The organism is Xylanivirga thermophila (assembly GCF_004138105.1).
Classification (GTDB): domain Bacteria; phylum Bacillota; class Clostridia; order Caldicoprobacterales; family Xylanivirgaceae; genus Xylanivirga; species Xylanivirga thermophila.
This window is the reverse complement of the sequence record NZ_RXHQ01000011.1, coordinates 1-17,964: the sequence shown is the minus strand read 5'-3', so window position 1 is coordinate 17,964 and position 17,964 is coordinate 1. Positions and strand designations below refer to the sequence as shown.

Here is a 17,964-nt window from a genome sequence, read left to right as displayed (position 1 = left end):
GAGGAGTGATTTAATTGTTAGAGAATAGAGTTGCTATAGTAACGGGGGCAGCCAGGGGTATAGGAAATGGTATAGCCAGGCAGCTTTCAAAGGAAGGATACGCCATAGCAGTATTTGACATACTAGATGAGCAAAAGGTAAATGAAAATTTGGATGCAATAAGGGAAAATGGTCAACCTGTAATGTATTTTAGAGGGGATATTACAAATAGTGATGACAGGAAAGCATTTGTAGGCAAGGTGATGAATGATTTTGGACGAATAGATGTATTGGTAAACAATGCAGGTGTGGCTCCAAAGGTACGCATGGATATACTGGAGACTACTGAGGAGAGTATTGATTTTGTACTGGGTATAAACTTAAAAGGTACCTTCTTCTTTACACAACTTGTTGCAAATGTAATGATAAAGGAAATAGAAGATATACCAGGCATAAGGCCTAAGATAGTGAATATATCATCCATGTCTGCATATACATCTTCTACATCTAGGGGGGAATACTGCATATCAAAGGCAGGTATAAGCATGATAACTACGCTTTTTGCAGATAGGTTGGCAGAGTATGGCATAAATGTATACGAAGTACGCCCGGGTATCATATATACCGATATGACTTCGGTAGTTAAGGATAAATACGATAAGCTTATAGGAGAGGGACTAACCCCTATAAAGCGTTGGGGATATCCTGAAGACATAGCAAATGCTGTGTCGGTATTTTGCTCAGACAAACTTAATTTTTCCACTGGGGAAGTTATAAATGTAGATGGAGGGTTCCATATAAGGAGGTTATAGGATGGATAGATGTACTGTAAACATACATGGAATGGATATTGAGGTCTATAGCCTAAATACAGTGGTGGTAGGTACGGGCGTAGCTGGTTTTAATGGAGCTGATAGTCTTTATAATCTTGGGCAGCGAGATATTGCAATAATAACTGAAGGGGTAAATATGGGTACCTCTAGAAATACCGGCTCAGACAAACAGACATACTATAAATTGACCCTTGCAGGGGGTGAGCCAGATTCAGTATATGATATGGCAAATACATTGTTCCAAGGTGGTTGCATGCATGGGGATATAGCCCTTACTGAGGCAGCTTTATCTTCACAGTGTTTTTATAAGCTTATAAATATTGGGGTGCCATTTCCCCATAATAGATATGGAGAGTACGTAGGTTATAAGACCGACCATGACCCAAGGCAGCGTGCTACATCGGTAGGTCCCCTTACTTCAAAATATATGACTGAAAAACTAGAGGCACAGGTTAGACAAAAGGGTATAAAGATATTCGATGGTTACCTTGTAATAGGCATATTGACAGATGGAGATAGAAAGAAGGCAATAGGGCTTATAACCTTGAATACAGATAGTCTTGATGATCCGAATATGGGCATTACCCTATTCAATTGTACCAATATAATATATGCAACGGGCGGTCCTGCAGGTATGTACTTTACATCGGTATATCCAGAGAGTCAGACTGGTGGAAGTGGCGTAGCATTTGAGGCGGGAGCGCGGGGTATAAATCTTACTGAATGGCAATATGGTATTGCATCTACTAAATTTAGATGGAATTTATCAGGCACATACCAGCAGGTTATACCAAGATATATCTCTACCGATCAGGAGGGGAATGATGAGCGGGAGTTTTTAAATGATTATTTCGATACCCCGGGGCATATGTTAGATGCCATTTTTCTAAAGGGATATCAATGGCCATTCGATCCTAGGAAGATAGATGGCTACGGTTCCTCACTTATAGATATACTTGTATATAATGAGACGGAAATAAAGGGTCGAAGGGTGTTTTTAGACTTTACTCGAAATCCCAGATGGGGAAGTGGCGGAGAAGAATTGGATTTTTCTTTATTGGGTTCGGAGAGCTATGATTATCTCAAAAATTCAAATGCCCTCTTTGGCAAACCTATAGATAGGCTGGCCAAGATGAATCAGCCAGCTATAGACCTCTATAAGAATAATGGTATAGATATAACTAGGGAATATCTTGAGATAGCAGTATGTGCACAACATAATAATGGGGGGCTTGCAGGAAATGTATGGTATGAAAGCAATTTAAAGCATTTCTTCCCGGTAGGTGAGGTAAATGGCACATTTGGTATCTACCGACCTGGAGGTACGGCCCTTAACTCTACTCAGGTGGGAAGCCTAAGGGCAGCCCAGTATATAATGGCAAATTATGCAGCACCGCCTGTAAAGGTAGATGCATTTTTAGATGAGGCATTGGATCAAATAATAAAAAAAGTAGACTTGGCATATGGATTTAAGAACAGTATTGGCAAAGAATCCAATGTAATAGATAGGCGTATAAAGGCACAGCGCAGGATGACCAGGGCAGGTGCCCATATACGTTCAATCGAAGGATGTAGAAAAGCAATAGATGAGTGTCTGCATGATATAGAAAATTTAGTAGATCATGCTAAGTTATCTTCTATATATGAACTACCCCATGTCTTTAGAAATCGTGATATACTTATTTCCCAATTTGTATACTTAAATGCCATTAAGGCATATATGCAAAAAGGTGGGAAAAGCAGGGGATCATATCTTGTTCAGGATGATGAAGGTGGACTGCCTATTGAAGGATTGCCAGATGTATTTAAGTTTACCCTTGATGACGGCAATCTATCTGGTAAGGCATGTGAAATTGTGCTTAATACAGAAGGCGGTCTTAAATGTAGTGTAAACTGGGAAGATGTACGTCCTATTCCCAAGGGGGACGGTTGGTTTGAAAATGTCTGGAATGACTACAGAGAGGGTAGGATAATACGTTAAAAGGGGTGGTAATAAGATGAAGGGCAATATAGTAACGTTTGGAGAGATAATGCTTAGGCTTACACCGCCGGGATACCAAAGGCTTGAGCAGGCAAGAACGTTGGAAATGCAATTTGGCGGGGCTGAAGCTAATGTAGCTGCGAGTCTAGCCAGATGGGGTAAAAATGCCTCCTTTATAACAAAGCTCCCGCCTACATCTATAGCCCGGGGTGCCATAGATCATCTTCGTTCCATAGGTGTGTGTACAGATGATATAGTATTAGGCGGTGACAGAATGGGACTTTACTTTTTAGAGCGGGGCGCTGCCATGAGATCATCCGATGTAGTATATGACAGGGCCAATTCGTCAATAGCAGGAGCAAAACAGGAGGATTTTAACTGGGGAGAGATATTTAAAGATGCTTCGTGGTTTCATTTTACAGGTATAACTCCCGCCTTAAGCGATAATACCCTGGATATCACAATGGATGCATGTAAAATGGCAAAAGAGATGGGCATAACTGTAAGCTGTGATGTAAACTATAGGAGTAAGCTATGGGATAAGAATAGAGCGGGAGAAGTTTTATCTAAGCTACTCAGATATGTAGATGTGTGCATTATAAATGAGCAGCATGCCAAAGAATTATTTAATATAACATCTCCCTATAGTATGGAAGATGGATTTGATGAGAGGTCTGTAGAGGATATAGGTAGTAAGATCATGGAGAGGTTTGGATGTCAAAAGGTAGCTATTACCTACAGGCGTACCGTATCGGCCCTTGATACCATATGGTGGTCGGCATTATATGATGGAGAAAAGGTATATATCTCCCCTAGATACAGTATCCATGTAGTGGATCGGGTAGGCAGTGGAGATGCATTTGCAGCTGGGCTTATATATGGACTTGCAAATGGCATGGAAGATGCATATGCCCTAAACTTTGGCGGGGCGTCATGTGCCCTAAAGCACACTATTGAAGGGGATATAAACTGGGTAAGTGTAGAAGAGATAGAAAAGCTTATGAGCGGGGATAAATCAGGTGGTGTAAAGCGATAGAAAAGGAGATGGCAAATTTGCTAAAGGGATTATATATATTAGATGAAAAATCTTTCAATGTTATATATGGACCAGATGAGAGACGAGATATAGAGAAATTGGTAGATATATGTGGGCCTTTATACACTGAAAAGACGATTGGAGAAAATTTATCAGTTCTCAAGGATATAGATGTGATATTTTCTGGCTGGGGAGCTCCAAAGCTTGATGATGAGTTTATGAACGCAGCTCCCAATCTTAAGGCGGTATTCTATGGTGCAGGCTCAATAAAGCATATTGTAACGGATGCATTTTGGGATAGGGATATAGTTATAACTAGTGCCTATGCAGCAAATGCTATTCCCGTGTCGGAGTATACACTATCGCAGATACTCTTTTCATTAAAGAGGGGCTGGTATTATGTGCTCTATGCAAAGGAACAAAAAAGACATGCCATAAAGCAATATATGCCCGGGGCATATGGGAGTACTGTAGGACTTATATCCTTAGGTATGATAGGTAGACGGGTATGCGAGCTTTTAAAGCCCTTTGATGTGGATATAATAGCATATGATCCATATGTATCAGGACTAGATGCGGAAAAACTAGGCGTTAAACTGGTATCCCTAGATGATATATTTAAACAATCCGATGTAGTATCCTTGCATACACCCTGGCTGAAAGAGACGGAAGGCATGATAACGGGTAGACATTTTTCTGAGATGAAGGAGTATTCTACCTTTATAAACACCTCTAGAGGCGCTATAGTAAAGGAAGATGAAATGATAGAGGTACTTAAAAAGAGGCCTGATATATTTGCATTATTAGATGTTACCTATCCAGAGCCTCCGGTAGAAGGTTCACCACTGTATACATTGTCCAATGTGGTGCTCACCCCCCATATTGCCGGATCACTCAATAATGAATGTAGGCGTATGGGCAGGTATATGGTGGAGGAGCTACAGCGTTTCATAGATGGGCAGGATTTAAAGTGGCAAATAACGCGGCAAAAGGCTCAAATATTGGCATAGGGAGGTTTTAAACATGCTTCATACTGGTTTGGTATCTGTAAGTTTTAGACAATTATCTCCAGAGGAGATAGTGAAGTTAATATCAAAAGCCGGCTTAGAATCTGTAGAATGGGGGGGAGATGTTCATGTACCCCATGGGGATATAAGAAGGGCTGACGAGGTTAGGAAGATGTCAGAAGATACAGGTATCTCCATTTGTGCCTACGGTTCATATTATAGAGTAGGTTTGGATGAAGGGGATAAAAATCCATCCTTTAATGCGGTACTTGATACTGCTTGTACCCTGAAAACAGAATGTATAAGGGTATGGGCAGGTAACAAAGGCTCAAAAGATGGGGATATGTACTGGCGGGAGAAGGTAATAGAGGACTCCATAAGAATAGCCGATCTTGCCAAAAAAGAGGGAATAAAGGTGGCATATGAATTCCATGGAAACACCTTGACAGATACAAATGAGTCTGCTGTAAAATTGATGCAGGAAGTAGATCATGATAATATGTATTCCTATTGGCAACCACCTGTGGGTACATCTATAGAATATAGATTGGAAGGATTAAAAAATATACTTCCTTGGCTCCAAAATGTACACATATTTCATTGGCATGGAGTAGAGCGTATGCCTTTGGCAGAAGGGGCAGACGAATGGAGAAAATACATTGATATATTATCTGATCTGCCGAAGGATAGATTTATACTGATGGAGTTTGTGAAGGATGATAGGCCTGAGCAATTTATAGAAGATGCAAAGGTTTTAAGAGAATTATTACCATAAAATCAGATTGACACTCCTTATACAAATTGATACAATTATTGTAAAGTAGTAGTATTATTATGCTACTACTATTTTTTTTAACCTATATAGCTTTCCTATAGGAGAAAAACTTTAAATAGGTTAGATGTGTGTGAAAGTATGAAAGGAGATTATCATGAAAAAGATTGCCTTTATAGGAGCGGGAAGTTTTGACTTTACCCGTAATTTGGTGAGGGATATATTATCCTATCCGGCTTTTGCTGATTGTACCATAGCACTTATGGACATAGATCCAGAGCGACTGGATTACAGCAGGCAAGCGGTGGAAAAGATTATAAAGGCGGGAGCTTATGGTGCAAATGTAATTGCGACGACCAATAGGGCGGAGGTACTAGACGGTGCAGATGGCGTTATTATAACCATATTGCAGGGTGGTGTGCAGGTATGGCGCCATGATATTGAAATACCGAAGAAATATGGAGTAGATATAAATGTAGGTGATACTAGAGGGCCAGCTGGAATATTCAGGGCTTTGCGTACTATTCCAGTCATGCTTGATATATGTAGGGATATTGAAAGGTATTGTCCAAATGCCACAGTACTTAATTATACCAATCCCATGGCCATGCTGTGTAGAGCTATGCAGGGGGAGACAGATGTGAAGGTTACTGGTCTATGCCATAGTGTACAGGGAACGGCAGAAATGTTAGCAGGATGGATTGGTGCCTCAATGGATGATATTACATATCTATGCGCCGGTATAAACCATCAAGCGTGGTATTTGGATTTTAAATGGAAGGGCAAGGATGCGTATCCATATATAAAGAAGGCGATAATGTCTGATAAAAATATATACAATCAGGAGCAGGTACGAAACGAGATGTTTTTGAACCTAGATTACTATGTAACTGAGTCAAGTGGACATAATTCAGAATATAATCCATGGTTTAGAAAACGTCAGGATCTTATTGAAGAATATTGTACTAGTGGTACAGGATGGAATCCAGGTGAGTATGCCTACATTCTAAAAGAATATCTAAAGAGAGAACATACCTGGAAGGTAGATATAGAAGAATGGCTTGAGAAAAATGATATAGATTTGAACAGAGGCAAGGAATATGCTGCAGGGATATTAAATGCCATAATAGGCGATGGTACTTTATTTAAATTTAATGGAAATGTGCGTAACTTTGGTCTTATAGACAACTTGCCGTATGGATGTTGTGTTGAGGTACCTGTATTGGCCTCTAAAAGGGGATTTGATCCCATATACGTAGGTGCCCTTCCAAGGCATCTTGCTGCATTAACTGGAGTTAATGCTCAGTGTGAGGAGCTGGCTGTGGAGGGAGCGATGGAAGGAAATAAGAAAAAGATATTTCATGCCATATGTATGGATCCACTGACTTCAGCAGTGCTTAGCTTAAATGAAATACGGGAAATGGTAGATGAGATGTTTGCAGCTAATAAAGAGTGGTTACCACAGTTTAAATTTGATTAAAATATGATTGGGGGAATAGTAGATGATTAGGGTAGCTATGCTTAGTAGATGGCATGTACATGCAGATGATTATGCAAAACAGATAATGAAAAATGATGAAGCCGAAATTGTAGCTGTATGGGATGAAGACTCAAAACGAGGGAAAAGATGGGCTGATGAAATAGGGGTGGATTTTGAACCGGATCTTGAAAAACTTTTGTCAAGGACTGATATAGATGCTGTAGTAGTTAATACTCCCACCAGTATGCATAGGGAGGTCATTGTATCTGCAGCTAATAAGGGGAAGCATATTTTTACTGAAAAGGTTATGGCACCTACTGTAAAGGAATGTATAGAGATAAAAGATGCCGTAGAGAATGGAAAAGTCAAATTTTGCATATCTTTTCCCCAAAGGACATTTCCTGCTAACTTATTTGCCAAGAGGGTAGTATCTGAAAAACTCATAGGAGATATTACTCTTCTTAGAATACGTAATGCACACAATGGTGCCATAGCAAATTGGCTTCCTGATTATTTCTATAATGCAGCTTTATGTGGAGGCGGGGCTATGATGGATCTAGGAGCCCATCCAATGTATTTGTCTCGATGGTTGTTGGGAGAACCTGTGTCCATCTCATCGGTATTTAATAGCTTTACTGAAAAGCCTGTAGAGGATAATGCTGTAAGTGTAATAGAATTTAAAAACAAGGCTATTGGCATAGTTGAAACGGGATTTGTATCCACAAACAGTATGCCGTGGTTGGAAATATATGGTACTCAAGGAGTGCTTATTATTGGAGGGCCAGAAGATAGGGTCTATATATCATCTACAAGGGAGGATGTGGGTACGAGATGGGTGGATAAAGATGAGCTGCCCAAGGCTTTGCCCATGCCAATCGAACAGTGGATAGCTGCAATAACAAAAGGTGAACATATAGAATTTGGTTTGAATGAAGGGATGGAGCTTACACAACTTATGGAAGGTGCTTATGCATCATTTAATGAAGGAAGGAAGATATCATTTTCTACTTTATTAAGATAAGCAGAGGAGGACTTATTTATGGCTAATATTGTACCTACTAGGGAGCAGGCATATAAATTACTTACTGATTATAATAAAACGGAAGGACTGATAAAACATGCATTGGCAGTTGAATCTGTAATGCTACATTTTGCAGAGCTATTTGGAGAAACGGATACTCAAAAATGGCGCATCATAGGGCTAGTGCATGATCTTGATTATGAAATGTATCCTGATGAACATTGTAAAAAGACTCGTGAGATATTGGAAGGAGAAAACTGGCCTGAAGAGTATATTCATGCCATAGAGAGTCATGGCTGGAAGATATGTACAGATGTTGAACCAGTTGATAAGATGGAGAAGGTGCTCTATACAATAGATGAACTTACGGGTCTTATTACAGCTACTGCCCTTATGCGCCCTAGTAAGAGTATAGCGGATCTTGGAGTAAAATCAGTTAAGAAAAAATGGAAGCAGAAGAGTTTTGCTGCAGGTGTGAACAGGGAAATAATCAAAGAAGGTGCTGAAATGCTGGCCATGGATTTAAATGAGGTAATAGAAGAAACAATAAAGGGTATGCAAAAAGTAGCCGCTGACATTGATTTAGGCTAACATTACTAAATCTCCTACTTTAGAAGTGGGAGATTTTTTTATTGAAATATTATATTAAAATTGATATTCTGTTTGTAAGATAATACTCATATATCTTATGATTATAATAGGATTTGGGGAGTTGATTATATACTGTGAAAAAATGGATAAGTATGTTCTCTGATTTACCTTTAAGAAAAAAGTTAATCACTGCTTTTGTATGTTTTATTGTTGTCCCAGCAATAGTGCTAGGAACAGTATTTACCCAGATAAGTTCAAAGGTAATAAAGGAAACAGCTGAAAAATCAGCAGTACAAAATAGCGAGCAGATTATTAAGAATTTGGATACATTTTTGGGAATGATAATAAAGCTTTCCGAGTATCCCATTTCAGATGCTGAAATAAGAAGTATTCTTGCCAAGGATTATACCAAGGTAGAAAATCCAGTTTATGAGAGAAAAAAGGACTTTGCAAAAGTCAATAATTTTTTATATGAAAAGATCAACTCATTTTCAAATGCGATTGATTCTAGTGTCCTTTATCGTATGGATGGCTGGGATATTAGCGGACGCTCACCAACAGATTATGTAAATAGTGCTTATAATCCTAGTGCTGAAGATTGGTTTAAAGAGATCATTGATAAGGAAGGTGCAGGTCATATAGTAGGTATCCATAGGGATTATCAGATGAGCGCAAAGGAAGATTACGTCATATCTATAGGTAGACTTATAAAAGATCCTTATTCAAAGGAGGATTTAGGGGTTATAGTTATAAATGTAAAAGCAGAAAACCTAGAACACTTATGGATGGATACAAAAAGTACGTCTGGGAGCCGATTCTATTTAATAGATGAAAAGTCCCGAATCATATATAGTGATTTTTCCAATGAATTAGATATTGATATTCATGAGGTCTTGAATGATAATGAAAAATTTTTAAATAAATCTATTAAGACTCAGACTATATCTGGAATGACTAACTATTTGATCTCTTCCGTATCTGGCATATCTAGTTGGACTGGAATCACTATTATACCTAAAGAACAGCTGTTATCATATAAACAATATATGTGGCGCATAACTTTTATAAGTACGTTTTTAGTCATTATTCTTTCAATCATTGCCGCAGTTTGGATTGCTACTAGTATCACAGGTCCATTGAATCAATTGAATGAAAAGATGCGACAGGTAGGTGCGGGAAACTTGGATATTGATATAGATATAAAGGGTGGAGAAGTTGGGGAAATAAGCATGACGGCGCAAAAAATGCTCAATGAGATAAAGGAATTGATACGTAGAATTTATGAACAGGAAGCGGAAAAGAGGGATGTGGAAATGCTAGCTCTCCAAAGTCAAATAAACCCTCACTTTTTATACAATACTATAAATGTAATCAAGTGGATGGCACATATGCAGGGAGTTACGGGAATAGAGAATGCTTTAGAAAATTTAACCTCTTTACTTTACTATACTTTTCGAAAGGAAGGAGATTTTGTTTCCATTAAAGAGGAGATGCAGTTTATAGAAGATTATATTGCCATATTGAATCTTCGATACTATAATAAGTTTGCTATAGAGTATGATATTCAAGAAGAGGTCTATCAGTATAAGACTCTTAAATTCCTATTACAACCTATTATAGAAAATGCGGTATTTCATGGATTTGAAGGCCTTAAAGAGAGGGGGCTAATATATATATCTATATATAAATGGGAAGATCAAATAATATTTAAAATACAGGATAATGGTGTGGGTATGGAAAAGGAGGACATAGAGTCCATCCTGCAAAAAAATGAAGAAAAGCGAAAAAATCGTTTTAATTCTATTGGTATTCCCAATATTAATAAAAGATTAAAGCTACACTTTGGAGAGACCCATGGCTTATCTATTCGAAGTGAAAAGGGATGGGGAACGCTTGTTACTATTGCTACCCCAGCTATTAAATTTGATGAACGTACTAATGGAGGTGATATATAGATATGAAAATTCTTATAGTGGATGATGAGTTGTTGGTAAGGGTAGGATTAAAATCCTCAATTGACTGGCAGCAGTATGGTATGGAAATAGTAGGTGAAGCAGAAAATGGTGTTCAAGCATTGGAGCAGATCCGTTATTTAGAGCCTGATATAATTTTTTTAGATATAAAGATGCCCGGCATGAGTGGTATCGATGTAATGAAACGCATGAAGGATGAAAATCTAAAGGGAAAAGTTATTATACTAAGTAGTTTTGACGATTTTGAATTGGTCAAGGAGGCAATGAAGTTAGGGGCATTGGAGTATATACACAAACCTAGAATGCGTTCTGAGGATATTATAGAGATATTAAAAGAGATAAGAGATGATGCACAATTAAGCTATTTTTTAACTGACAAGACTTTAATGGAGGATAGTATAAGACGATTGATAGATGGAGAAGCATATAACAAGCAGAATATTGGTATAAAAGGTCCTTGTTTTAGCTGCTTAGTATTTTCAGTATCCAATTACCATAGGATTAAACAGCGCTATAAAGATTCTGATACAAAAATTTTAGAATCATCCATTATAAATATCTTGGGAGAGGTTCTTTCAAATTATGAAGATATCCAGATTCTGCACTATGATAGAAATCTATATGTTATATTAATCGGGTTTAATAATATTGTAAGCCAACAAAAAATGCTCTCACGTTTAGATGAAATTTCTAGATTAGTGAAGGATGCATTGAAAAAATTTCTTGATATAGAGTTGTATATAGGCATAAGTGATATTGTAAATAATTATGAAAACATCCATATGGCTTTTATGCAGGCCTATAAAGCCCATAACCTCAATTTTTATGCCCAGGGCAGTAGTGTGGTGAGATATGGTGAAATTAAAAATAGAGATGATGGGAAGATAAAGAAAATAGATGGGGCGGTAGAAGAATTAAAGGCCTATATAGTACGTAATGATATGGATAGCTTTAAGTCCCATCTTATGGCATTAACGGATTTATTGCAGGATACAAAGGCATTGTCAGAGGAGAAGGTAAAAAGGATATTTAATGGTTTTATATTTTTAATCAAAGACAGCTCTTCCAGTCTTCAGGAGATGGACAGGATAAATCAATGTGAAACCCTTAAAGATCTAAACGATACATTTGACTCAATTATAGGAAATTATATATGCAACCGGGACAATCTTAATAAAAATCAGACGTCCAATTATTTGATAAAAAAGGCCATTCGCTATATATCTGATAACTATAATAAGGATATTTCCCTCAATGCACTATCTGATAATCTAAATATTAGCCCTTCCTATATTAGCCGATTATTCAAGGAAGAGATGAATCAGGGATTGTTTGACTATATAAATGAATTTAGGATTGAAAAGGCAAAGCAACTTTTGAAAGATCCAGAGCTTAAAGTATATGAAGTATCCACGATGGTAGGATTTAAAAGTGCAGTACATTTTAATATTGTATTCAACAAATACATTGGCATGTCACCCACCCAATATAGACAACAGTATATGCAATTATAATAAAGAAAGTGCAATTTTATTAAAGAAAAAAGTATATGCATTTAAAAGTATAAAAATATTAAATAAAATGCAAAGTGCTTAATTTCCTTTATAATTCAGGTTTGATATTATAAACCTAACAAATAATATTGGTTATGATAGGGAGGAGAAAAAATGAAAAGATCTTTTAGAGTTGTTTCATTAGTGCTGGCCTTATGTATGTTACTGGTTTTGGCAATGACCGGTTGTGGCAAAAATGAGGACAATAAACAAGCTGATGTATCACAAGATAATACTCAAAATGGAGATAAAACATCTGATGAGAAGGATGAGAAAAAAGAAGAAGAGAAGGAAGAATCAAAGGATATTACTATACGCTATGGATTATGGGGTTCTCAAGCTGAATTAGATATTCAAAAGGAAAATGCAAAGAATAGCGAAGAGGTATATCCGGGACTAAAGATTGAAGTCCAGGCATATCCCGATAGTGAGACGTTCTGGAACAAGTTACCTGCAGAGGTAGCTGCAAAAACAGCACCTGATATAGTAAAACTGACTAATGAGGGATATTATGAATATGTAGCAAAGGGTATGCTAGTTCCAATAGATGATGCTGTAAAAGAAGCAAATATAGATTTGGGTATATATGGTGATTCTGCAAAAGGCATATGGACTGTAGATGATAAGATTTATGGGTTGCCCCTTAGTGTAGCTCCCGCCATGTTCATAGTAAACAAGGATATGTGGGATGCAGCAGGTCTTAAAGAATATCCAAAGACTTGGGATGAAGTAAAAGAGGCTGCTAAAGCACTTACTAAAGATGGGGTAAAAGGTATTGTAATAAATGATCATGAATATCATATAACAAATTATGCATTGTCATTTGGAGGCGGCTGGGGAAACGGCAAAACAATAAATTCTGAAGGCAATGTAAAGGCTATTGAATTTATAGTAGATATGTATAAAGAAGGATTGGCTATCTCTCCGAAACAAGCAGGTTTCGGTTGGGATGGTGAAGTGTTTGCAAACAAAAAAGGTGCCATGACAACAGGTGGTTGGTGGTATATAGGCTATCTGAAAGAAGCGGCTCCTGATATCAATTATGAAATACTCCCCATGCCTGAGGGCACAACGAAAGGTTGTACCATGCATTCAGATGCTATGGTAGTGATGAAGGATGCCCAGGATAAAGTAGCGGCTGTTAAAGCTGCGGCATATCTAACTCGAGAAGAAGCACAGAAGAAGTTGATGGAAGGCGTAGGTATAAATCCTGCTATTCCAGAGCTGTCGGATCAGTATTATGAGGTAAATCCTCAGACCAAAGCAGTGCAGCCTATGGTAGAGTATGCTAAGGACTTTGGATATCCTGCCGATACCAAGAAGTTCAATGATGCCCTGGTCAATGCCGTTGATGATTTAATATTCAACAATAGCAATCGTGAAGTAAAGGATTATCTAGACGAAATCCAAGAAAAGTTTAACAAGTAGGTTATAGATAGGGGAGGCGGGAGTCTCCCCTACATTTGCTTTAGGAGTTTGATTTTGATATAGGAGGTGCCAGAATGCAAAATGTACAAAAACAAAAAAGGGATATGTTAGACTCAGATAGCTTTGTTGGTTGGCTTTTTTCAGCTCCATTCTTAATATTGTGGATTAGCTGGTTTTTGTATCCTTTTATTCAGTCGTTTTCATTAAGCTTTCAGAGTTTTGACTTTTTAAATCCTGATAATGCTAAATTTGTAGGGCTTGAAAACTACAAAAATTTGTTTCAAAACAATCCGGAATTTTATAAGGCATTATGGCATTCAGTACAAATTGTTCTTATAGCAGTACCTGTTCAGACTATTATTGCTTTATTATTGGCAGGTGCCTTGAATAAAGACATTAAGGGACAGGGCTTTTTCCGAACAGTATATGTAATGCCAAATATCACCTCTGGAATTGCTGCTGCTACAGTTTTTATGATCCTTTTTAGACAGGATCATCTAATAACTAGGGTTTTATCGACTGTTTTTAAACTGCCAAATGAAACGTGGACTGCTAATGTTAATCTGGCCTTGCCTTTTGTGATCATATTGTATATTTGGCAGCAGGTAGGCTTTTTTATGATTATTTATTTAGCAGGCTTGCAGGATATACCAAAAGAATTATATGAGGCAAGTACTGTAGATGGGGCTAATGGGTGGCAGAGGTTCCATAACATTACTGTACCTATGCTAAGACCAGTGACCTTTTTTGTAGTAACGGTGGGTACCATAAATGCATTCCAAATATTCGATCAAGTAGCTGCCATCTCAAGATACGGAGTATTGGGCTCCCCTGCTGGGGCTACCAGCACACTTTTAACGTATTTTTATCAACATGGAATTCGGTATACGGAAGATATGGGATTGGGCAGTGCTTCTGTAATAGTGTTCTTTCTTATTATACTTGCTATCACTTTATTGCAAAAGAAATTATTGGATGAAAAGGAGGAGGTATAATGTCATCTAAGATAAGAAAGGTTTTATTATATATTATATTGGCCTTATTTTCTATTATATTTATCCTTCCTTTTGTTTATGCACTATACACCTCTTTTTTAGAGTTACAGGATGTGGATAAGATTGTGGGCTTTAACCGTATGACCATGGATAATTATAAGACCCTTATTACAAACTATCCCATTGGTAAATGGTATAGAAATACAATCATAATGACTGCTATCATTCTCTTAGGTAATTGCTTTACCAATACCATGGCAGGTTATGCCCTATCTAAGCTCAAATTCAAAGGCCAAAGATTTATATTTTTTATAGTATTAGCGACAATGATGGTTCCGTATCAGATGATCCTTATTCCAGTTTATATAATGATGGCTAAGATAGGATGGCTAAATAGCTTTGCGTCCCTTACCGTACCATATCTCTATCAATGCCTTTATATATTTTTGATGAGGCAGTTTTATGCTTCTATTCCCAATGAACTTCTAGAGGCAGCTAGGATAGACGGATTGACAAAGGCTGGGGCATTCTTTAAAATTGTAATGCCACTATCAAAATCGGCAATGGTTACAATGATGATTATATCCTTTACCGGGACATGGAATAGCTATATGATACCCAGTACTTTCGTAAGTAAGGAAGATATGTATGTATTAACAGTAGGATTGAATACTACTAAGGATCTATTCTTTGATCGTACAAATCTGACTATGGCCGGAGTAGTACTTACTACCATTCCAGTTATTATATTTTTTCTAATATTCCAGAAACAATATGTACAGGGCATTGCAACTTCAGGATTAAAATCATAAAGTAGGAGGGTTTACATGAAGAAGACTCAGTTAAATAATAAAAGTTTATATCCGTTTGAAGAATGGTCTATTAGCCAAGATCATTTTGATGTCGACAGCAATTATATAGGTGAGACAATTTTTGCCTTAGGCAATGGATATATTGGAATGAGGGGCACTTTTGAAGAAGGCTATACCGGACCTAAAGGTAGTAGCCTTGAAGGTACTTATATAAATGGATTTTATGACACATATACTATTTCCTATGGAGAAGTTGCCTATGGATATGCAGAAAAGGGTCAGACCATGTTAAATGTTACAAACGGCAAGGTTATCCGTATATATATAGATGATGAGCCCTTTGATATGCTAAGGGGAGAGTTGGTAGGGTATAAAAGGACATTGGATCTAAAAAAGGGCATATTGATACGTGATATCACATGGCGTTCACCAAAGGGGCGGGAGGTAAAAATTGTATTCAAAAGGCTGGTGTCTTTTACCCATAAACAGCTGGCAGCTATTCATTTGGATATAATACCCATTAATTTTGATGGTAAGATTACTTTGATTACGGCATTGGATGCATCGGTCTCAAATCTTACTGTAGAAAATGATCCTAGGATAGGATCTGGGCTAAAGGGTAAATCCCTTATTGCATATGATAGGAAGATTCATTCAGGATATGGTTATATTGCGTCTAGCACTCAAAATACTGATTTCAAACTCATATGTGGCATGAAAAATAGTTTGGAATATACTAATAGTTATTCTATGGATGAAGAGTTACAAGATGAATGGGTTAGCTCGATATATAATATAGATGCTTTTAAAGGACAGGTTATATCTTTGAACAAATATATAGCATATATTACTTCCCTAGATTTTGAAGAGGAGGATATGCTTTCACATTTAGATGATATACTTGAAAAGGGTGAGAATCTAGGCTTTGAAAGGCTTTGTGCTGAGCAAGAAGAGTATTTGGATAAGTTCTGGTATAGAAGCAATATATCCATAGATGGGGATATGTCACTTCAACAGGGCCTAAGGTTTAATATGTTTCATCTTCTCCAATCAACAGGACGTGACGGGAAGACCAATATAGCGTCAAAAGGCCTTACAGGTGAAGGGTATGAAGGACATTATTTCTGGGATACGGAAACCTATATACTGCCCTTTTTTATATATAATCATCCTGATATTAGCCGTCAACTTTTGGTATATCGTTATGGTATATTGGATAAGGCTAGGGAGCGTGCCCGGCAGATGGGGCATAAAAAAGGTGCACTTTTCCCTTGGCGAACTATAGGGGGAGAAGAGTGTTCTCCTTATTATCCTGCCGGGACAGCACAGTATCATATAAATGCAGATATTGCCCTTGCCATAAAAAAATACATGGATGCTACAGGAGATGTGGATTTTCTTATATCATATGGGGCTGAGATGTTATTTGAAACAGCTATATTATGGGCTGATTTAGGCGATTTCATACCTGAAAAGGGTAATCAGTTTTGTATAAATGGGGTAACTGGTCCAGATGAATATACTGCTATTGTAAATAACAATGTATATACCAATATGATGGCTAGGGAAAATTTGTGGTATGCCCATGAAGTGGCCCTATGGCTAAAACAGAATGCGGAGGATGTATATAGAAATTTATGTACAAAGCTCGATATTGATGAAAAGGAGATAGGGGATTGGAAAATAAAAGGGGATAGGATGTATATCCCAAAGGATAAAAAAACAGGCTTATATCCACAGGATGATAGCTTTTTTCAAAAAGCAGTATGGAATTTTGAACAAACTCCAAAGGAAAACTATCCGCTTTTATTGCACTATCATCCCCTTGTCATATATAGGCATCAAGTATGCAAACAGGCAGATTTGGTATTAGCCATGTATCTTTTAGGACAATATTTTACGCAGCAAGAAAAAGAGGTAAACTATGATTATTATGAGAGGATTACCACCCATGATTCATCCTTGTCTACCTGTGTTTTTAGCATTATGGCAAATGAGATAGGCTATAGGGAAAAGGCCTATAAATATTTTATGGACACTGCCCGTATGGATCTTGATGATTACCAAGGTAATACCAAGGATGGTATACATGCTGCAAATATGGCCGGTACATGGATGTGTGTTGTAAATGGTTTTGCTGGTATGAGGACTATGGATGGAGCTATTTACTTTAATCCATATATTCCTGAAGGATGGAGCGGATATAGCTTTAGGATTAATTATCACGGGACGTTAATCGAAGTTAATATAAATAGAGATGAAGTAGCATATAAGTTACTAGATGGAGAAAGAGCGGTAATATACCATAAAAGTGAAAAGCTTTTGCTTGATAAAGGGCACCCATCATATATCTATAAATATTAGACCAGTTAATTAAAGTCAAGTACTTTTATAAAATAATTTTGAAAGTTTCTTGAGGGCCTTCTTGCAGCAGAAAATTTAAAAATGACATGGCAATGAGACCACCTAAGAGACGTTGATTAAAAATAGCTGGTCAAAAGAT

General features: G+C 37.4%; 14 protein-coding genes. All 14 read left to right on the top strand.

All coding sequences use genetic code 11. The features are described from left to right. The first annotated feature begins 14 nt into the window (after positions 1-14). The 14 genes from EJN67_RS06715 (at position 15) to EJN67_RS06650 (ending at position 17,825) form a co-directional block, all read left to right on the top strand. Positions 15-791 (top strand): 3-ketoacyl-ACP reductase, encoded by a 777-nt coding sequence (locus EJN67_RS06715; RefSeq protein WP_129723582.1) that lies wholly within the window; start codon positions 15-17, stop codon positions 789-791. Between the two features lies 1 nt (position 792). Continuing rightward, on the top strand, positions 793-2,793 hold the full coding sequence (locus EJN67_RS06710) for an FAD-dependent oxidoreductase (protein WP_129723581.1): 2,001 nt from the start codon (positions 793-795) through the stop codon (positions 2,791-2,793). Between the two features lie 16 nt (positions 2,794-2,809). Further along, positions 2,810-3,829, top strand: coding sequence for a sugar kinase (locus EJN67_RS06705; RefSeq protein ID WP_129723580.1), 1,020 nt, complete (start codon positions 2,810-2,812; stop codon positions 3,827-3,829). 8 nt (positions 3,830-3,837) lie between these two features. After that, positions 3,838-4,839, top strand: coding sequence for a hydroxyacid dehydrogenase (locus EJN67_RS06700; RefSeq protein WP_394347510.1), 1,002 nt, complete (start codon positions 3,838-3,840; stop codon positions 4,837-4,839). Between the two features lie 13 nt (positions 4,840-4,852). After that, on the top strand, positions 4,853-5,611 hold the full coding sequence (locus EJN67_RS06695) for a sugar phosphate isomerase/epimerase family protein (RefSeq protein ID WP_129723578.1): 759 nt from the start codon (positions 4,853-4,855) through the stop codon (positions 5,609-5,611). Positions 5,612-5,765: 154 nt separating this feature from the next. After that, positions 5,766-7,088 carry an alpha-galactosidase gene (gene melA / locus EJN67_RS06690; RefSeq protein ID WP_129723577.1) on the top strand — a complete coding sequence of 441 codons (1,323 nt, stop codon included), beginning with the start codon at positions 5,766-5,768 and terminating at the stop codon, positions 7,086-7,088. A gap of 22 nt (positions 7,089-7,110) precedes the next feature. After that, positions 7,111-8,109, top strand: a complete 999-nt coding sequence (locus tag EJN67_RS06685; protein ID WP_129723576.1) for a Gfo/Idh/MocA family protein — start codon at positions 7,111-7,113, stop codon at positions 8,107-8,109. Between the two features lie 18 nt (positions 8,110-8,127). After that, positions 8,128-8,700, top strand: coding sequence for an HDIG domain-containing metalloprotein (locus tag EJN67_RS06680; RefSeq protein WP_129723575.1), 573 nt, complete (start codon positions 8,128-8,130; stop codon positions 8,698-8,700). Between the two features lie 134 nt (positions 8,701-8,834). Then, positions 8,835-10,655: a cache domain-containing sensor histidine kinase gene (locus tag EJN67_RS06675; protein WP_129723574.1), complete on the top strand. Its 1,821-nt coding sequence runs from the start codon at positions 8,835-8,837 to the stop codon at positions 10,653-10,655. 2 nt (positions 10,656-10,657) lie between these two features. Then, a complete protein-coding gene (locus EJN67_RS06670) occupies positions 10,658-12,187 on the top strand; it encodes a response regulator transcription factor (RefSeq protein ID WP_129723573.1) in 1,530 nt (509 codons plus the stop codon). 153 nt (positions 12,188-12,340) lie between these two features. Then, the gene (locus tag EJN67_RS06665) at positions 12,341-13,654 is read left to right on the top strand and encodes an ABC transporter substrate-binding protein (RefSeq protein WP_129723572.1); all 1,314 of its coding nucleotides are present in this window, start codon (positions 12,341-12,343) and stop codon (positions 13,652-13,654) included. Positions 13,655-13,728: 74 nt separating this feature from the next. After that, the gene (locus EJN67_RS06660) at positions 13,729-14,649 is read left to right on the top strand and encodes a carbohydrate ABC transporter permease (protein WP_129723571.1); all 921 of its coding nucleotides are present in this window, start codon (positions 13,729-13,731) and stop codon (positions 14,647-14,649) included. Next, positions 14,649-15,461, top strand: a complete 813-nt coding sequence (locus EJN67_RS06655) for a carbohydrate ABC transporter permease (protein WP_129723570.1) — start codon at positions 14,649-14,651, stop codon at positions 15,459-15,461. The genes EJN67_RS06660 and EJN67_RS06655 overlap by 1 nt, the downstream gene beginning before the upstream one ends. A 15-nt stretch (positions 15,462-15,476) precedes the next feature. Beyond that, positions 15,477-17,825: a glycoside hydrolase family 65 protein gene (locus tag EJN67_RS06650; RefSeq protein WP_129723569.1), complete on the top strand. Its 2,349-nt coding sequence runs from the start codon at positions 15,477-15,479 to the stop codon at positions 17,823-17,825. The last annotated feature ends 139 nt before the right edge of the window (positions 17,826-17,964 follow it).